The organism is Rhodococcus sp. NPDC056743 (assembly GCF_042790355.1).
Lineage (GTDB): Bacteria > Actinomycetota > Actinomycetes > Mycobacteriales > Mycobacteriaceae > Rhodococcus_F.
The window spans coordinates 344,265-360,918 of sequence record NZ_JBHTZI010000005.1; the positions used below are offsets into that span (position 1 = coordinate 344,265).

The window sequence follows — 16,654 nt, forward strand, 5'->3', positions numbered from 1 at the left end:
AAAAGAGAATCGCCGCAGCGAGCGCAGTGCTCTACCCTCTCGGATCAAGGGAACGCCAGCGGAAAAGCTCCACTACGGGCACCGTGCCGATTTCCCGACCTTACCCTAATTGCATTGCCCAGCAGCTTTTCCTGGAGCTCGGGCGGACGATCTTGCACGCAAGTGGCGAGTTGAATCTGTCGCGCGTCAGGAGCGCGTCGACCATTGCGCAAATAAGGAATTTCCCTTAGATTGAACTGAACTCCGTCAGAACAATCCACTCACTTCGGTGACGTTCCCCATGTGAGATTCCTGGCTGCAAACAGCTTCCAACCACATCTTGATCGACTCACGTTGATCGACACCAATTGAGAGAGACGACAATGTATCCCGGCACGTATGCATCCTCAGCCCCCGACCGTCCCGCAGTGATCTGCAGTGCCAGTGGTGGCGTGGTGACGTACCGGGAGTTGGAAGATCGTTCTAACCAGCTCGCCCAACTGTGGTGGTCCTTGGGGATCCGGCCAGGTGATCACGTGGCCATCCTTGCCGAGAATCACACTCGATATTTCGAGGTGTATTGGGCCGCAATGCGATCGGGGCTGTATCTGACGTGTGTCAACAGGCACTCGTCAGCAGAGGAGATCGCCTACGTGGTCAACGACTGTGCGGCACGGTGTCTGGTGACCACCCATTTGTTGGCCGAATACGCGGCCGATGCTGTCTCCCGACTGGTCGGGACGCCGCTGCGTTTCATGATGGACGGCGTTGTCGACGGATTCGAATCGTACGAAACTGCAGTGGAGAATCTGCCCATCACGCCCCTCGAGCACCAACCCCGCGGCGACGTCATGCTCTACTCTTCCGGAACCACCGGCACCCCCAAAGGAATCCGCCGCGCTCTGACGGGGCTCGAAATCGACGATCCCAGGGGAATGGGAACCGGGTACTTTGCCAGTGAATTGTTGGGCATCGACGAATCGTCGGTGTATCTGGTTCCAGCACCGATGTACCATTCGGCGGCGTTGCAATGGTCCGCCGGTGCACAGGCACTCGGCGCCACAGTCGTGTTGATGGACAGATTCGACGCACGCGAATTTCTGAGGTCGATCGAACGTCATTCGGTGACCCATACACAGGTGGTACCGACCATGTTTGTGCGATTGTTGCAACTGCCCGAATCTGAGCGGGCCGCATTCGATCTTTCGAGTCTGCGCTCGGTTTTGCATGCCGCTGCCCCGTGCCCTCCGTCGGTCAAGAAAGACATGATCGATTGGTTGGGTCCGATTGTGTCCGAGCTGTATTCGGGCACGGAAGGTATGGGAATAACCTTCATCACGTCACCGGAATGGCTCGAACGTCCCGGATCAGTTGGGCGCGCAGTCCTCGGCATACCGCATGTCTGCGACGACCTCGGCGAGCCCCTTGCCGCGGGAGAAATCGGAACTGTGTATTTCGAACGTGACACGATGCCGTTCGAATACCACAACGACGCTGAGAAAACGATGGACTCTCAGCACCCGCACCGGTTCGGGTGGTCCACCATCGGCGATGTCGGATACATGGACACCGATGGATATCTCTATCTGACGGACCGGAAAGCCTTCATGATAATCTCCGGCGGAGTTAACATTTATCCCGCGGAAATCGAAGCATGCCTCACTTCGCATCCGCAGGTGGCGGACGTTGCAGTCTTCGGACTACCGGATCCCGAGATGGGCGAGTGCGTGCACGCCGTGGTCGAACCACACTCTTTCTCCGACGGAGATGCCAGCCTCGCCGCTGAACTGAGGACGTACGTGCGCGAGCGACTTGCCGGGTACAAAGTGCCCCGCTCCATCGAATTCGCACGCGCGTTACCTCGATTGGAATCTGGGAAGGTCAAGAAGAACGACCTCCGCGCGGCATGTCTCGCAGCACGAAGATGACGACACCGTGGTAGCACCTTCACCCCGGAAGCTAACTACACATCGCTTACGCCACCAGGTCCTGAGACTGCACGGTCAGTCGAACAACTTTGGAGAACAACCATGCAACAACACCTCTCGCGCGTGACGCCAACGGCGGCGAAACGGATGTACATCAACGGGACAGTGCGAACGATGGCCGACGACGCCCGTAGCGATCCGGTTCCCACCGCATTTGCCGTCACCGACGGTGTTTTCGTGGCGGTTGGCAGCGATGACGACGTGCGTCAATACCTCGGCCCCGACACCGAGATCGTCGATCTGTGTAGACGGACGGTACTACCGGGATTCATCGAAACCCATCTGCACCCCCACATGCTCGGAACCGATATGGCAGTCGTCGACGCCGGCATCAGGACAAGTCCGAGCATCGACATCCTGCTGTCTGCGCTCCGCGAGCGCGCAGACAACACCGATATGGACACCGCCGTGATCGCCGCAGGTTTCGACGACAGCCTGGTAGCGGAGGACCGCGGACTCACCACCGCAGATCTCGATCAAGTCAGTATCGAACGACCAGTCATCGTGCGGCATCTGTCCGGGCACGGCGTATACGTCAACTCTTTCGTTTTGCACGAGCAGTCCATCGACAAAACCACCCCCGATCCCGTGGGTGGCGTGATCGTGCGGGACGCCGACGGCAACCCCACCGGCGAGTTTCGAGAAATCCCCGCGATGAATCTCGTGGTCCGCCCGGACCAGACAATGCCGTCCGTTGCTTTACTCGACGACGCACTGCGGCGCGCGTTGGAAGCGATGTCAGCAGTGGGGGTGACCAGCTTCCACGACATGTTCGTCGCACCGGTCATGGTGAACTCTTATCGCCGCTTACTCGCGGCGAACGAGTTGACAGCCCGGGCGCGGCTGTACGTAGGTTTCGGAGCCGCAACATCGGCCGAGGCGAGTGAAGAAAATGCCGACCTGTTCGACGTACCCGATGACGACATGCTGACAGTAGGGGGCGTGAAGATCATCTCGGACGGCTCGATCCAGTTGCACACCGGCGCACTCACCGAACCCTATTCCGATCTCGAAGACTGCACCTGCGGCGGCATGGCGATCCCCGAGGCGAACCTGAACGAGATGGTCGCGCATCATCATTCGCGGGGTCGGCAGGTTGCGATACACACCAATGGCGATCTGGCCATCGATCGAGCCCTCGACGCAATCGACAATGCCGCCACAACAGGTCCAGAGACTTCTCGAACCCTCGTCCACCGCCTCGAACACGTCCAAACCCTCCGCGAGGATCAAATCCACCGCATCGCCAGGCTGGGGGTTGCGGTCTCCGTCTTCGTCAATCACGTCTACTACTGGGGAGATCGACACCACGATCGCTACCTCGGCCATGAGCGCGGCAGCCGGATCAGTCCAGTCGCGTCGATCAATCGGGCCGCGGTTCCCTTCGCTCTGCATTGCGACAGCCCCGTCACACCCGTTGACCCGCTCTTCACCATCGACACCGCCGTCAATCGCCTCACCCGCAGTGGCCGCGTCCTCGGGCCGACCGAACGCGTCGAACCGTGGGTTGCATTGTCCGGGTACACATCCTCGGCGGCTCGATTGAGCGGCGAGACAGCGGTGAAAGGCCGTATCGCCCCAGGGCTCTTCGCCGATTTCGTGATCCTCGATGATGATCCACTGACCGTCGATCCCACTGCCATCAAATCCATTTCCGTACTCGCCACCGTGGTCGGTGGGCGGGTTGTCCACTCTTCGGAGTTCGATCCACATTCGGAGGCATCAGCATGAGTTGCGGCTGCGCTGGCGATTACCGCAATCCCCAGAGATGTTGTTTTCCAAACTCTTTCGGACGTTTAATAGATCGAGTGATGTAATCACTACCCGAGCATGCCGGTGACGCTCACGAGGTGCTGTCAGATGAAGTCGATGCTGACAGGCGCAAGTTTCGGGCAGTCGTCGTCATGGTTGTTTGGCGAGTGCCGGGTCGTCGGAAAGGCTGGTACCGAGGGTGGGGATCGTCTCCAGCGGCGCGGGTGCCCATTGCTCGCGACGGTCGGGGAAGTACCGGTCGAGGAGTTCGAGCATGATCGGTACCGCCGTGGAAGCGCCTGGTGGCGTGCCGAGTACCGCAGCGAATGTACCGTATTGGGCTGCAACGACTTCGGTGTCGAATTGCGGCACTCTACCTCTTGCGGGGTCTTTCTTGACGATCTGCGTGCGTTGACCGGCTGTGATCATCGACCAGTCCGGCGGGTTTGCCGGCGGGTTTGCCGGCGGAACGAATTCTCGTAGTGCCTTGAGCTTCTTCGACCTACTCGCCGTGAGTTCGGTGACGAGCAACCTGACGAGTGCGAGGTTGTCCTTGGCCATCGCGATTAACGGTTTCACGTTGCGCTCGGATAGATCCGGGGAGGGCCAAGACCGATCCGTTTTTTGAGGAACTTCGGACTCGACTCGGCATAGGGGCCTAACAGAATCGGCCGACTGCCGTCGACGACGCGGGTGTTGAGATGCGGCATCGACATCGGCGGCGCCCCGGTCAACGACTGACCCGTCTGTGGTTGATCAGCGCAGCTACGCGGGAGGGACGAATTCACGCAGCGCCGCGCCGAACTTTTCGGGCTGGTCCTCCGGGATCAGGGTCCACGAGTCATCGATGTGCACCTGACGTGCGTTCGGGAAAAGTTCCGCGAGGCGCCGTGCGTGCGTCAGTGGCATCATTCGGTCCTCGGTTGCCCATATGACGAGCACGGGACGATCGAACGCCGATAGCCGAGAAGCCCACTGCAGTAATGTTTTTCGCGGAGGGGTGCCGGTGCAAAATTTTCGTAGATCGCGACGGATCTCCGCGCTGTGCGTCGCCGGGGCGAACCAGTCGTCGAGTACCTCGTCGGAGATTCCGGACTTACTGAGACCGCCCCACGCCTGCTTGTTGTGTCGGACGAAGCTCGTGGCCAGCAGTCGCAGAAACAGCGTTGTGCCGCCTGGGATTCGGCACAGTGTCACTGCTGGCCGGGCGGGCCGTGGTGGGAAGTTGTCGAACGCCTCGCATGACGCGAGTACCAGACGTCCGACCCGATCGGCTCGATCGTCGGACACCATGAATTGCCCACCGCCCCAGTCGTTGAGTACCAAGGTGACGTTGCTGAGGTCGAGCGCTTCGAGGAAATCGGCGAAGATCCTCGCGACGCCTCGCTGGGTAAGGTCGGCGTCTGCTTTCATTGGGCTGCGGTGCGAGCCCAACGGTAGCGTGGGCGCGATGCAGCGATACCCCTCGAGTAGCGGGATCACTTTGCGCCACAGAGTCTCGTTCATGAGCAGACCATGTCCGAACACGAGTACTGGGCCGTCGCCGCCGGTGTCGGTGTAGTCGATCGGTCCGGCCGGCAGGTCAACATGCGGCATGGATCCTCCACTAGGTAGATCGTTCTAATTATTGGAAGCTACGCTGGGTGGTCAACGAACACAAGGGAGGCACCGATGGCCAGCGACACTCGGGCACGCATCCTCGACGCGACCGCCGAGTTGTACCGGCGCCAAGGCATGGCCGCGACCGGACTCAAGCAGATCGCGGCTGCGGCCAACGCTCCGTTCGGGTCGATCTATCATCACTTTCCCGGCGGCAAGGATCAGATCAGTGAAGAGGTCATCTACGCCGAGGGAGTGCGTTACGGCCTGCTCGTGGGCCAGCAACTCGCTGTCATCACCGATATCGCCGATGGGATTTCTGACATCTTCGCCTCGGCGGCAGCGCTGTTGGAGGAGCTCGACTACACCGAGGCGTGCTCGATCGAGACCATTGCACTCGAGGTGGCCAGCACGAACGAACGATTGCGTATCGCAACGGCAACTGTGTTTTCCGGCTGGATAGATGCGCTGACGCAGTGGTTTACCGGCACGGGCTTGCCGAATGACGTGTGCCGGGGTCTGGCCCTGAGTTGCCTGACGAGTCTCGAGGGTGCCTTCGTGTTGTGCCGTAGCCTGCGCTCGACAGAACCAATGGTCGCCGCGGGTTTGGCGGTGCAAGATCGCACGCGCGCGGCCCTTCAAGTGAGTTGATCAGCGCTTGGTTGCCCCACTGCGTCGAACGTCTGCGGCTGAGCCTGCTTGGGGGTTGAGCTACTGATCCGGATCACATCCGACGCCTCTAACGCTGGGGAAATCGATCCAGGTCTATCGACGCGTGCCCTGCGCGTCGTGTCGAGAGTTGCTCGTATCGCAGGTTTCGCTGGTCCGAACTCGTGCGGTCTCATTGCCTGCATGTCAGGCCGCGTATGGGTGCTCGGTACGGGCTGCTCTCGATGCCTGGCAGGAAGCCGGCCCGCGTCGAGCGCACCGCGCACTCGCGGAAGCATTCGAACGACTCGCTCGGGACGGTCAATTACGCACACGGGACGGGCGTCGTGCCGCGCGTCATTTCATTCAACTGGTGGGATCTGAGGTCGAGGATCGATCCGAGTTCGGTGCTGTTCCGCTCGATGATCGTGAAGTGCGGGAAGCGGTCACTGCCGGCGTGGACGTCTTCCTGCATGGTTACTCGCCGCGCGGGTGACTCTGAAAGAGACGACGACACCGAGTGTCTGCCCTTGCATCACACTTTGGGCACTCGCTGTTATAGAAAGCGCTTACGGGAGTTCGGGATTGGCGCGCCTGTGACCACGTGGCGCCGTTTTCGGTCAGGGCTGCGGCAGTGGCCATCTTCGCCCGGAAATTCAGTGACAACTGTCGCGGAAAGCCTCGGAAATCGCAGGCCGATCGGACAAGTAGATCGGGAATCTACAGCAGCGGAGTACCGGGCGGCGCAGAATCCGGCCACATAAATGCTGCGTCCCTGTACCAACAGAAACGCCCTCGGAGGAGTTCTCGATGCACGCGGCGAACGAAGGAACCTGTCTTGGGGAATTCCAGTCAGCAGATCACGCGAGGCCGGACCACTGACCGAAGAATCGCCGCGTAATCCACCGGGCGGGCTAGGGTCGACGTATGGACGGCGCAGAGATTCTGAGGCTGGAACATGCAGGATGGGCATCGTTGTGCCAGGGAACGGGGGCTGAATTCTACGGCCGGCTCATGACAGCGGATGCGGTCATGATTCTCTCGCACGGCTTCGTACTGGATCGCGACGCGGTGATCGCCTCGCTCGACGACGCCCCGCCGTGGCGGAACTACGAGATCAGCGGCGACCGCCTCATCGAGGTCGGTGAGGACACTGCGATCCTGGTCTACACCGGCCGGGCCTCCCGCGGCGAGGGCGCGCCGGCGTTCCACGCCCTGATGTCCAGCGTCTACACCCGTCGCGACGGACAGTGGCGACTCACGCTCTACCAGCAGACCTCCGTTCCGGACGCCGACCGCTAGACCACGTCTGTTGGACGGCGGCGGGGTGCGCTTTCCCCAGAAACCACCAGTACGGACGCGGTGATGGACGTGATCGGCAAGGCCATCACCGAGGGGCGCAGCGGAAATATGGTCAGTGCCTGCGGCCGGCTCCTGGACTTGTGGAAGGTGATCGGAGTCAACGGGGGATCCCTTTCACCGCTGCACACTCGCGTACTACTTCGCTGAACTCTGCGCTGATCCGGCGTAGGCACTGGCCCGGGATGTGCGCGCACTCGCCGTCACCGACGCCGTCACCGAGCGGCGCGTCCAAGAACATCACGCCAGCCTGCGCATCGCCGGCTTCTATCCCTCGCTTCACCTCAACCTCGGCGCCGATAGCTATCGCCGGCTGGGATCCTTCGAAGCCGCCCGTGAACACATCGACGCCGCCCATGGGCGCTCGTCTGCGCTGGCTTCCGAATCCGATAGGGAACTCATTCGCCGGCGATCGACGAGACGACCACGGCCGTCGAGAACCAGGACACCGCGGCCTCGTGGCAGGCACGGGCAGAGGCTTGACGTCGTTGACCTAATCAAGAGCCCACCACCCGTCACCGTCGCGAGTTCCCGGACGCACTCCTACATCGCTCCGGACGGTGCAAACGATTTCTCTCTGGTGGGCCAGATACTCGCAGACCTACACCCCGATCGTGGCGCTTGAATTCGCACCAGCTATCCGCGCATTTGATGCATCTCGCACCGCAAAGTCGATATCACGTCCCGGGTGGCTGGAAAGGCATGTGGTGTGTTCGATGTCGGTCGCCTCGAGTTGAACGGTCAGAGGTGCGTCGGCGTCGACTCAGTGGTAGATCGTCTCTGTGGCACGCAACCCCCCCCCGGTGGCGAGCGTCGGGCCAGGATATCAAGAATGAATCATCAAGACTCTCAATCAATTTGGCAGTCCCCTTATGACGGCCTTCAAGTTTTCGTGAATTTCCGGGGACGGATGAGCCTCCTGGCCGCAGGATTGTCGAAGGATCCACTTGGTAGAAATGTAGTAGCGCAGGTGAAAGCAGCCCACTCGCGGACCCTCGGGCGTAGGGTGCAACACGTCGTTGTATCAGTTTTCCATGGACGGTCAGGTGTCCTGATGCGCAGATTGTGGTCGACAGTGCCGATCGTCATCGCCGGACTTGTGTTGGCGATGGGGGTGGGTTCGGCCAACGCGGAGCCGACGGCCGTGCCCGGCGGGTTCTTCGCGGGCTACGCAGCCGAGGCCGCAAATCATGGTGGCACCCTGCCCGGGGTAAATGACTGGGACTGTGAACCGACACCGGAGCATTCGCTGCCCGTCGTGCTCGTCCACGGAACTGCTGCCAATGCGCAGATCAACTGGAACGCGATGGCACCGACGCTCAAGAGCGAAGGCTACTGCCTGTTCGCACCTACCTTCGGGATACTTCCCACCGCAACCAATTGGCCGCTGGACTCCGTTGGCGGCCTCGCATCAATGTATGACAGCGCTGCGCAGGTCGGGGCGTTCGTAGACAAGGTGCTCGCGGCCACCAAGACGGACAAAGTCGATATGGTCGCGCACTCGGAGGGCACCCTGGTGGGCGGCTACTACGTCAAACTCCTCGGTGGTGCGGAGGTCGTCGACAAGTTCATCGCGTTGACGCCGGTATGGAAGGGCAACGAAGCTCACGGGGCGGGTATAGCGCTCGATCTCGCGACCCAGCTCGGCACCAAGGACCAGATGCTGGAGTTCTGGGATCCTGTGGCCCCGGCACTGCTGCAGATGGCGAAGGGCTCGGACTTCATGAATGAAATCACGGAGGGCGGCCCATACGCGCCAGGCGTGAAGTACACCAACATCATGACCCGCTACGACGACATGGTGATGCCGTACACGGCCGGCTACATCGAGGCGCCGAACGCGACGAACATCGTGGTGCAGGACAGCTGCGATCAGGATTTCTCCGGGCACGCGTCCGTTGGGGCCAACGTGCGCGGCCAGCAATTCGTGCTCAACGCGCTGGACCCGGCGAACGCGGAGAGTGTGCCCTGTGTCTTCGTGCCGCCGATGATCGGCTGAACCGAAACACACTCCACTATCAGCGATTCCGGTTCTATCTGCGGAACTTGTGGGGTAGTGACTGTCGAAGATGGGCGGGGTGGGTGACGTTCGATTGCGCAGGCGTAGAGGCGGCATTGCCGACCGGGTGCTCAGGCTTCGCATGGATCGGAAATGTCACAAACGTAGCCGGGGGGCGTTGTTCGAGCGTGCCGCTGCCGACATTTCCTGCACTCCTATGTCGGGCGCCGACGCGATCGCTTGATGCCGAGTCTTATTCCCGGAACGGGGCTATCGTGAAGTCCATGCTCATTGCGCGGATGCAAACTCTGGCACTGGTTGTGGGTCCGGCGATCTTCGCGCTGTCCCCGCTGTTCTGGAATGATGGGCATTACGGAGTGGTCGGTGGCATGCTTATCGCTGTATCGACCGTGCCGTGGGTGTTCGGGCTCCTCGGAGAGTACGAGAAGCTTCGTGCCCACTTCCCCGTCGTGTCCGGGCTGTGGTTCCTACTTGTGTTGATCGGCATGTTCGGGACGGTCGCGTTCGGGCTGCAGGGGTTCTTCGAGAGCGTGTTCGGCGTCGACGACAGTTCGGCTCTTGCGGCGTTCGACGGCTACCCGACAGCCGGCACAATCATGTTCCTGCTGGCCGGGCCGACGTTCCCCTTCGCGCTGGTGGTGTTCGGAGCGATGCAGTGGCGTGCACGCGTGGTTCCCCCGATCTGCAGCGTCTTGGTGCTCGTCGCCGCGGCCGCGTTCCCGATCGCTCGAGTTACGCGCGAGGCGCCCGTTGCGTTCGTCGCCGACCTCGTCATGGTCGCCGCATTCTCCGGAGTGGCTTGGTATGCGTGGGCACGGTCGATTGTTGCCGTCGACAACTCTTGACTTATCCTTTTGGGTAAGCGAATCCTGCTGCACTGCAACATGATGTGTACTTCAAGCCTTCCTCGGAAAGTGAACCGCTCAGAGGGTGCTGGTTGATGAGGAAATCATTCGTTTGACGGTGCCGGTCAGGTCGGCCCCGGAGAAATACGCCCCGGACAGGTTTGAGTCACTGAGATTTGCACCTACGAAATCAGCACCACCGCGAAGGAATTCGCCCGATGGGTATGCCGTACCCGTGGTTGCCCTACTTTCCTCGACGGACGAAATCGCAGCCGAACTGTAATCGATCGGAACCTATTCGATACCCGTGGTGCGTCGATCATGCCGGCAGTTGCGAAGGATTCTCTTCTGGCCGACGAAGACTACGTCGAGTGCGGAATCAAGTTAGCTGGAACAGAATTGGAGTTCCACCTCGGGGCTGTACCGGCCATCGCCTTCAATATCTTGAGTGGCTGCCCAGTGCTGATCATCCCACGTTTCGTACGGAATGGAATCCTACGGGCACATAGATGGGCACGCGACCGTACGACCGACCGCACCGTCCTCGGGAAAGGTCGCGCGCTCGAGAAGGCTCCGCCCTATTCCGGTAAACATCCGGACTGCCATGTCTTCTCGTGAGAATCTCAGGTTGGTTCGATCCTCGTCTTCCAGTCGAAAATCTACTGTGCGTGTCGGCGGAGGTCGGCACAATCCAGCTGCGATCTCAGGCGGGTGGGCGAATCACGCTACGCAGAATTCGTTGACCTCGGGATCGGCCATGATCACATGGTGGCCTTCGAATCTTCGCAATTCGGATGCGCCCGCACGTAGTAGCCGCTCGGCCCGTCGTCTTCGTCGTCGATAGTGACCAGCCACTCCTCGCGGGTCGGAAAATGCTGCGGTAGTGCTTCATCGACCTATCCAGCGACTATCTTCCGGAATGTAGCCAAGCGGTCGGGGTCTGTGGCATCTGTCGATGTTAATGCCCAAGACAACCGAGTGCCGGAAGGATCGATGGTTCAACAGTTTCATTCCGCTGACCAGGCGGCGCTCACCAGGTCCGATATGCCGTCGTCCGGCAACCAACTCTGCTGTGAATTCACGGCCGATTTGGGCGAGAGGGCGGGAAGTAGCTCTCGGTGTTGCTATTATTCGGTCCGATACAAACAGACGTCGGGGGGACGTAATGGGGAAAACTCTGCGCGCCGATGCGGAAGCGTTGCGTTTGTTGGCAGGCACGCTTCGCGGCCGTGCTGAGGAGATCGCAGTAATCACTGTTGCGACTCCGTTTTCTGAAGCTGCATCCGGCATGCCGGACTCGGCTACAGGATCAGCCGTCGCGGCTGCCGCTGCGCCTGCAGAGGCCGCATACACAACAATTGCCGCGAAAATTCGGGACATGGCAGCTGCGGCCGAATCAAGCGCCACATCATACGAAGAGACTGAGCAATTGTTCCGTAGTCAACTGAGCCGTTACCAGAACGGGCTCTAGATGGCGACGATATCTCAAGTACGGCAATGGAATCCGACTGCACTCGAATCGGCCGCAGCGACCATCTCGACCAATAACCGCACCTTCCGTCAGTCCCTGGAGTCGATGAATACAGATGTCGACAACACCCTGCAACATTGGGAGGGTGACGGTGCCGCAGCTGCGTCGGCGCGGGCTCTTGCAGACTGCTTAACCGGAAACCATATTTTCACAGCAGTTTTCGCCGAAAGTGATGCGCTCGCCGAAGCCGCGGCCGCACTCGGAGCGGCACGTTCGACGGTCCTCGGAATCGTCGACGACGCACTCGCGCGCGGGATGCGCGTCTCCGATTCCGGTCACGTCACAGCTCCGACTTTCGGCAGCGGCGAGGCTCTGGCAGATCTGTTCTTCCAAGCCCAAATGAACGATCAAGCCAAACAAATCGAAGCCCGGCTGATTCCTGCGCTGAACACCGCGGACGAAGTGGACCGGAGCGCCGCAACAGCGCTGAACAAAGCCGCAACCGATCTCGGCGATCTGAACCAATCGCCCAGCGGCACCAGGCTTGATGATTCCGTCACGGCAATTCTCGACGGTCATGCCTTCGTCCCCGAGGATCCGCGCGCGTTCAACGACTTCTGGGAATCACTCTCCCCCACCGACAAAGACGCACTTGCCGCCTACGACCCGAGCATCGGGAACCGCGACGGGATGCCGGCAGTCGACAAAGACAACCTCAACCGGGCCTACCTCGATGCACTCGGCGCCCGAGCCGCCGCCGATGTCGTCGCCTTGCACGACGCGCACCCGGACTGGGCGGACGGCAGGAACATTCCGCCGGACTCAGGAGTTGTGTCCGATCACGACCAGCAGGCACGCAAAGACTACGACCAGTGGGTCAGCGACCGCACCGATGCCCAGCGTACCGCCGACGGGTACCGGACATTGACCGAACACGTCAACGCCGATGGCACGCCGCGCTACCTTCTCGGCGTCGACGAGCAGGGGCGTGCTGCAGTCGCTCTCGAGAACCCGGACACTGCTACACACGTCGCCACTTTCGTCCCCGGTACCGGAAGCCATCTGGGGACGATCGGCGGTGACCTCGACCGATCTCAATGGATGCTCGACGCAGCCACTCACGAACTCGATGACGCCGGTCTACCTGGATCTGTTTCAGTGGTGGCGTGGTACGGGTACGACGCGCCTCAAACGATTCCCGATGCCGGTCTGGACAAGTTCGCCGAGGCAGGCACCGCTCAGCTCGATCGGTTCCAGGATGGATTGCGGGCCGCGCATGACGGCGCCCCGTCGCACAACACGATCATCGGCCACAGTTACGGAAGTACAGTCATCGGCAACGCCGCCAGCGATGCACACTCGTTGGCTGCCGACGACCTGTTCTTCGTTGGCAGTCCCGGAGTGGACGTTAACCACGTCAGTGGATTGCACCTCGACGGCATCGGCACCGCGGAAATGGGTGGCCACGTCTATGCCACCGCCGCGGCATTCGATCCGGTACCCATGATCGGCGACGTCGCCGGTGTCCACGGCCCCAACCCCGCGCGCGAGATTCTGGGCTACGCACCGTTCGGGGCTACCGTCGTTGAAAGTGCCCCCGGAACGTACTACGACGTACCGGGATTCGGCCCGATGCCGAATCCCGCTGCACACAGCGAGTATTGGAACTCCGGCAACAGTGCGTTGACCGGGATGGCACGCGTGATCGCAGGACTGGGAGCGCCATGACCACAACCTCGAGTAAGCCGTGTTCGGTGATGATCGCAGTCCTCGCGGTCGTCGCCCTGTCGACCGCATGCAATTCAAAGGAGACTTCGGTGAGCGCTGACTTCGATCCGACCCTGACCCGATCCGCTGCGCAGGCGCAAGTCATCGACAACCTCACCAACAGCCTCGAACCGCTTCCCGCTGGCAGCTATCTGACACGTCGCAGCGCCGTCGACCCCACCCGCATGCAAAGTGCCGGAGCCACCGTTCCCTGCGACGACAGTAACCTGTCGGAAAACACCTCCGTGGACTACAACGTGCGCTACTACCTCCGGGCAGCGCAAGGCCAGGAGGTCGAAACATTCGCCGACCTCATCAATTCCGCTTGGAAGCAACGAAACTGGGCAACAAGAACATTCACCACCGCATCAAGTACCAACACCGAGGTGATCTCACCAACGGGGTACCGCATGATCCTCGAGGACGGCGGCTCGACGGTCAGCCTCGTCGGTTCATCCCCATGCTTTCCTCGCCCAGATATCAATGACCGCCCGGACGCACCCGAAACGATCGAACGGCCATGACAACCCGCGAGGCGATCACAGAAGAACTCACCGTCACCGCACGGCGCATCGAAGACGAGGTCACGACGGTGCGGGGCCGGGGCAGCGCTGCCAACGACAACATCGAAGTCGAAGTCGATGCACTCGGGACAATCACCGAACTTCGTGTCACTGAGGTCGCGACGCGGCAACTCACCGCATCGGCTCTCGCGCGTGCAATCGTTGCAGCACAACATGATGCATGCATTTCGGCGAGGGCGACGGCAGACATCATTCGCGAAACGCTGTTGAACGATCCCCGCGTAGTTCAGATCATGACCGAGCTCGCCGGCGAGCGAAGAGCCGATCCATCGCATTCCGAGTTTCCGGCACCCAAAGAGACTCCGGGCATCGCCGCCGAAGAATCGTTCTATCGAGATCCACTTGGTCGACGCTGACCACCGCAGCGGTGCAGCTACGCCAACTGGGACTGACTCGTCCATACCATTGTGCAACGGTGAGATCGTTGTCGAATTGCGCAGTTCGTTTCGAAGTATCTGTGGATCGGTAGTCCAGCGCAAACCTGTAGTCGATCGACGTCATAAATCGTTGTAAGCAAAGGCATTTCGGCTATAGGACGTGATATAGGCTCTTGGCATTCTAGACTTCGGACGCGATATTTCCCGGCAGGCTGCGGCGCAGCACCGGAGCGAGTAGCCGACCCGGTAGTTCTTGTCGGAATACGAAAAGCACTGCGCGGTAGAATGGCTCGACTATCCTGGCAACGTGGCTAAGCCGGGACGGTATGCGTACTGCATTCGAATTTCGTTGTTGGCTGCCCGTTTATCCAGCGTGTTATGAGGCTGGAGAGGAGGGGTTTCGGTGAGCGCACCGAGCCGCGTCAAATCATCGGGGTGACTTCTTTGTCGATTTTCCCGCGTCAGGGTCCGTCCAGTGTTGGTGCAGCAGATCGGCTTCGAAGGACAGGCCGAGGAAATCGCGGGGGATGGCGCGCCCAGGCTGGGTGGCGTCGACATAGATCGTGACCGTGGAAAGTGGGTCCGCCGCTGCCGCGGTGGTCTGGATCAGTGAAACCGATAGCGCTGCACTGAGTCCGATGACGGTGTAACGCCATGCTCGAGCTGCTGATGTCGAATTCTTCACCTTTGTGTCTCCTGGAGGTCCTGCGGTCCTTAGCGAATGAGGTGCGGGGGATCCGATCGTTGCCCGGTATCGATTTCCGGTAGGAACGTCGGAAGCGTTGTGTGCAGACTCGCCAGCGAACGGGCAGTCTGCATGACGGTGCGATCGGGGCGGATAATTGCGGCAGTGGCGTTGCCGTGTGAGAGCCACCGACCGAGGTCCGAGCCGGACGATGTGTGCAGGAGAACGGCTCCGCGGCGTTCGATTTCGTAGCGCTGGCCTTCAGTGGGCTCGATCGACGTCACGACAACAAAGCGATCCGGGATTACGTTGTCCAAGCGCAGGCTGCCGTCGAGAATCGGATTCGGGCACAGGGTTCCAGCCAGACCTCCGCGAAATTTGCTTCGGCGGACGAACTCTGACGTCCGCAATGCCGGGGTGACACCTTCGGTGATCTTCGCGCTCAGCGCAGGGAGTTTCCCGGCCAGCGGGGAGACATGCCGACGCACCACATTGCCGAGTTCGCCACCTTCGGTCATCGCCCAACCGACTGCCATTGCTAGTCGAATCATCGACATGGCGTGAGGTTTTCGTTCCTGTTGGTAGGTGTCCAGGCTCGAAGTGGATAGTGTGCCGTGCAGGACGCCGGCCAGTTTCCAGGCCAGGTTCGCTGCGTCACGGAGTCCTGCACCCATGCCCTGGCCGATGAACGGCGGAGTCAGGTGGGCTGAATCGCCGAGGAGGAACACTCGTCGATCTCGCCACCGGTCGGCGACCTGTGCGCGGAAGGTGTAGTCAGCAATACGAACCAGTTCGAGTTCGTTGCCGTCGACGTTGCCGGTCCACGGCTCGATCAGTGGACGCAGGCTGTCGAGAGTGGTGTAGTTGTCCGCACCTTCGCCCGGCTGTAGTCGAAATTCCCATCGGTAGCGGTTGTCTCCGATTCTCATGTATGTCGCAGCGCGTGTCGGGTCGCAGACCTGGTGCACTCCTTCCCAATGGCCCAGATCCTTGTCAGTGGCAATGTCGACGACCAGCCAGCGTTGCTCGAATCCCAGGTCGTCCATCCGTGAGCCGATGGAGGAACGGACGACGCTGTTCGCACCGTCACATCCGAGGACATAGTCGGCATGGACGAATCCTCGTGCACCGGTGGAGCGGTCGGCGTAGTCGACGCGAGCACCGACGCGGGTGTGCACGACGCTGGTCACTTCCTTGCCGCCCGTGACCGTGACGGGGTCGTGCCGCGCGAGGCTTGTCCGGAGAATTTGCTCGAACTCGGGTTGGTCGAACATGTTTGCCTGGGGGAAGCCATGCGGACTGTGCGCGGTCTCGCGCCGGAACTCGGCCAGTGTGGTCAGGTCGCGGTCGAGTAGTCGTAGACCGAAAGCGGGCCGCGATATTCGGGCGAATTCGTCGGCCAGACCGAGTCGGGCCACGATCCGGTACACCTCGTCATCGAGATGTACTGCGCGCGGTTGTGGGTAGATGCCCTCCCACCGATCGAGCACCAGGCAGTCGATACCGTAGTGGGCCAACAGAGTTCCCGCGGTCATCCCTGCTGGGCCGGCGCCGACGATGACAATCGGATAGTGCGTCAT

Annotated in this window: 19 protein-coding genes; 11 read left to right on the forward strand and 8 right to left on the reverse strand. The window is 60.9% G+C overall.

Annotated elements, in window-relative coordinates; all coding sequences use genetic code 11:
- Positions 1-362: 362 nt before the first annotated feature.
- A complete protein-coding gene (locus tag ACFRFQ_RS13810) occupies positions 363-1,907 on the forward strand; it encodes an acyl-CoA synthetase (protein WP_378658580.1) in 1,545 nt (514 codons plus the stop codon).
- Between the two features lie 102 nt (positions 1,908-2,009).
- The gene (locus ACFRFQ_RS13815; protein WP_378658251.1) at positions 2,010-3,698 is read left to right on the forward strand and encodes an amidohydrolase; all 1,689 of its coding nucleotides are present in this window, start codon (positions 2,010-2,012) and stop codon (positions 3,696-3,698) included.
- A 171-nt stretch (positions 3,699-3,869) separates the two neighbouring features.
- On the opposite strand, the gene ACFRFQ_RS13820 is transcribed toward ACFRFQ_RS13815, so the two are convergent.
- From ACFRFQ_RS13820 to ACFRFQ_RS13830, 3 genes are read right to left on the reverse strand one after another with little or no spacing between them, the layout of a single operon-like run.
- Positions 3,870-4,298 (reverse strand): malate:quinone oxidoreductase, encoded by a 429-nt coding sequence (locus tag ACFRFQ_RS13820; protein WP_378658254.1) that lies wholly within the window; start codon positions 4,296-4,298, stop codon positions 3,870-3,872.
- Complete coding sequence (locus tag ACFRFQ_RS13825) at positions 4,295-4,507, reverse strand: malate:quinone oxidoreductase (RefSeq protein ID WP_378658257.1); 213 nt, start codon at positions 4,505-4,507, stop codon at positions 4,295-4,297. The genes ACFRFQ_RS13820 and ACFRFQ_RS13825 overlap by 4 nt, the downstream gene beginning before the upstream one ends.
- Entirely contained in the window at positions 4,485-5,315 is an 831-nt protein-coding gene (locus ACFRFQ_RS13830) for an alpha/beta fold hydrolase (protein ID WP_378658259.1), read from the reverse strand. The genes ACFRFQ_RS13825 and ACFRFQ_RS13830 overlap by 23 nt, the downstream gene beginning before the upstream one ends.
- Positions 5,316-5,390: 75 nt before the next feature.
- Between ACFRFQ_RS13830 and ACFRFQ_RS13835 the strand changes: the two genes are divergently transcribed.
- From ACFRFQ_RS13835 to ACFRFQ_RS13845, 3 genes are all read left to right on the forward strand, one after another.
- Positions 5,391-5,969, forward strand: coding sequence for a TetR/AcrR family transcriptional regulator (locus ACFRFQ_RS13835; protein ID WP_378658261.1), 579 nt, complete (start codon positions 5,391-5,393; stop codon positions 5,967-5,969).
- 148 nt (positions 5,970-6,117) lie between these two features.
- Positions 6,118-6,462: a TetR/AcrR family transcriptional regulator C-terminal domain-containing protein gene (locus ACFRFQ_RS13840; RefSeq protein ID WP_378658264.1), complete on the forward strand. Its 345-nt coding sequence runs from the start codon at positions 6,118-6,120 to the stop codon at positions 6,460-6,462.
- Positions 6,463-6,893: 431 nt separating this feature from the next.
- Positions 6,894-7,268: a nuclear transport factor 2 family protein gene (locus ACFRFQ_RS13845; protein ID WP_378658266.1), complete on the forward strand. Its 375-nt coding sequence runs from the start codon at positions 6,894-6,896 to the stop codon at positions 7,266-7,268.
- A gap of 157 nt (positions 7,269-7,425) precedes the next feature.
- On the opposite strand, the gene ACFRFQ_RS13850 is transcribed toward ACFRFQ_RS13845, so the two are convergent.
- Positions 7,426-7,683 carry a hypothetical protein gene (locus tag ACFRFQ_RS13850; protein WP_378658268.1) on the reverse strand — a complete coding sequence of 86 codons (258 nt, stop codon included), beginning with the start codon at positions 7,681-7,683 and terminating at the stop codon, positions 7,426-7,428.
- A gap of 696 nt (positions 7,684-8,379) precedes the next feature.
- Here ACFRFQ_RS13850 and ACFRFQ_RS13855 point away from each other — a divergent pair.
- Both ACFRFQ_RS13855 and ACFRFQ_RS13860 read left to right on the forward strand, forming a co-directional pair.
- Positions 8,380-9,324, forward strand: coding sequence for an esterase/lipase family protein (locus ACFRFQ_RS13855; RefSeq protein WP_378658272.1), 945 nt, complete (start codon positions 8,380-8,382; stop codon positions 9,322-9,324).
- A gap of 284 nt (positions 9,325-9,608) precedes the next feature.
- Positions 9,609-10,190: a hypothetical protein gene (locus ACFRFQ_RS13860; protein WP_378658275.1), complete on the forward strand. Its 582-nt coding sequence runs from the start codon at positions 9,609-9,611 to the stop codon at positions 10,188-10,190.
- A gap of 78 nt (positions 10,191-10,268) precedes the next feature.
- On the opposite strand, the gene ACFRFQ_RS13865 is transcribed toward ACFRFQ_RS13860, so the two are convergent.
- The gene (locus ACFRFQ_RS13865) at positions 10,269-10,478 is read right to left on the reverse strand and encodes a pentapeptide repeat-containing protein (RefSeq protein ID WP_378658583.1); all 210 of its coding nucleotides are present in this window, start codon (positions 10,476-10,478) and stop codon (positions 10,269-10,271) included.
- A 432-nt stretch (positions 10,479-10,910) separates the two neighbouring features.
- Positions 10,911-11,045, reverse strand: a complete 135-nt coding sequence (locus ACFRFQ_RS13870) for a VOC family protein (protein ID WP_378658277.1) — start codon at positions 11,043-11,045, stop codon at positions 10,911-10,913.
- 310 nt (positions 11,046-11,355) lie between these two features.
- On the opposite strand from ACFRFQ_RS13870, the gene ACFRFQ_RS13875 reads away from it, so the two are divergent.
- The 4 genes from ACFRFQ_RS13875 to ACFRFQ_RS13890 all read left to right on the forward strand — a co-directional run bounded on the left by ACFRFQ_RS13875 (position 11,356) and on the right by ACFRFQ_RS13890 (position 14,368).
- Positions 11,356-11,661 carry a type VII secretion target gene (locus ACFRFQ_RS13875; RefSeq protein ID WP_378658280.1) on the forward strand — a complete coding sequence of 102 codons (306 nt, stop codon included), beginning with the start codon at positions 11,356-11,358 and terminating at the stop codon, positions 11,659-11,661.
- On the forward strand, positions 11,662-13,389 hold the full coding sequence (locus ACFRFQ_RS13880; RefSeq protein ID WP_378658283.1) for an alpha/beta hydrolase: 1,728 nt from the start codon (positions 11,662-11,664) through the stop codon (positions 13,387-13,389).
- Between the two features lie 89 nt (positions 13,390-13,478).
- Complete coding sequence (locus ACFRFQ_RS13885; protein WP_378658286.1) at positions 13,479-13,952, forward strand: hypothetical protein; 474 nt, start codon at positions 13,479-13,481, stop codon at positions 13,950-13,952.
- Entirely contained in the window at positions 13,949-14,368 is a 420-nt protein-coding gene (locus ACFRFQ_RS13890; RefSeq protein ID WP_378658289.1) for a hypothetical protein, read from the forward strand. The genes ACFRFQ_RS13885 and ACFRFQ_RS13890 overlap by 4 nt, the downstream gene beginning before the upstream one ends.
- Before the next feature lie 448 nt (positions 14,369-14,816).
- On the opposite strand, the gene ACFRFQ_RS13895 is transcribed toward ACFRFQ_RS13890, so the two are convergent.
- Positions 14,817-15,074 (reverse strand): hypothetical protein, encoded by a 258-nt coding sequence (locus ACFRFQ_RS13895; RefSeq protein WP_378658292.1) that lies wholly within the window; start codon positions 15,072-15,074, stop codon positions 14,817-14,819.
- A 29-nt stretch (positions 15,075-15,103) separates the two neighbouring features.
- Positions 15,104-16,654 carry a bifunctional 3-(3-hydroxy-phenyl)propionate/3-hydroxycinnamic acid hydroxylase gene (locus ACFRFQ_RS13900; protein ID WP_378658294.1) on the reverse strand — a complete coding sequence of 517 codons (1,551 nt, stop codon included), beginning with the start codon at positions 16,652-16,654 and terminating at the stop codon, positions 15,104-15,106.

Coding starts and splice junctions, on each gene's coding strand:
- ACFRFQ_RS13875 (WP_378658280.1), top strand. CDS start 11,356: ATGGGGAAAACTCTGCGCGCCGATGCGGAAGCGTTGCGTTTGTTGGCA.
- ACFRFQ_RS13835 (WP_378658261.1), top strand. CDS start 5,391: ATGGCCAGCGACACTCGGGCACGCATCCTCGACGCGACCGCCGAGTTG.
- ACFRFQ_RS13810 (WP_378658580.1), top strand. CDS start 363: ATGTATCCCGGCACGTATGCATCCTCAGCCCCCGACCGTCCCGCAGTG.
- ACFRFQ_RS13900 (WP_378658294.1), bottom strand. CDS start 16,654: ATGACGCACTATCCGATTGTCATCGTCGGCGCCGGCCCAGCAGGGATG.
- ACFRFQ_RS13845 (WP_378658266.1), top strand. CDS start 6,894: ATGGACGGCGCAGAGATTCTGAGGCTGGAACATGCAGGATGGGCATCG.
- ACFRFQ_RS13860 (WP_378658275.1), top strand. CDS start 9,609: ATGCTCATTGCGCGGATGCAAACTCTGGCACTGGTTGTGGGTCCGGCG.
- ACFRFQ_RS13890 (WP_378658289.1), top strand. CDS start 13,949: ATGACAACCCGCGAGGCGATCACAGAAGAACTCACCGTCACCGCACGG.
- ACFRFQ_RS13830 (WP_378658259.1), bottom strand. CDS start 5,315: ATGCCGCATGTTGACCTGCCGGCCGGACCGATCGACTACACCGACACC.
- ACFRFQ_RS13815 (WP_378658251.1), top strand. CDS start 2,010: ATGCAACAACACCTCTCGCGCGTGACGCCAACGGCGGCGAAACGGATG.
- ACFRFQ_RS13850 (WP_378658268.1), bottom strand. CDS start 7,683: ATGGGCGGCGTCGATGTGTTCACGGGCGGCTTCGAAGGATCCCAGCCG.
- ACFRFQ_RS13880 (WP_378658283.1), top strand. CDS start 11,662: ATGGCGACGATATCTCAAGTACGGCAATGGAATCCGACTGCACTCGAA.
- ACFRFQ_RS13855 (WP_378658272.1), top strand. CDS start 8,380: ATGCGCAGATTGTGGTCGACAGTGCCGATCGTCATCGCCGGACTTGTG.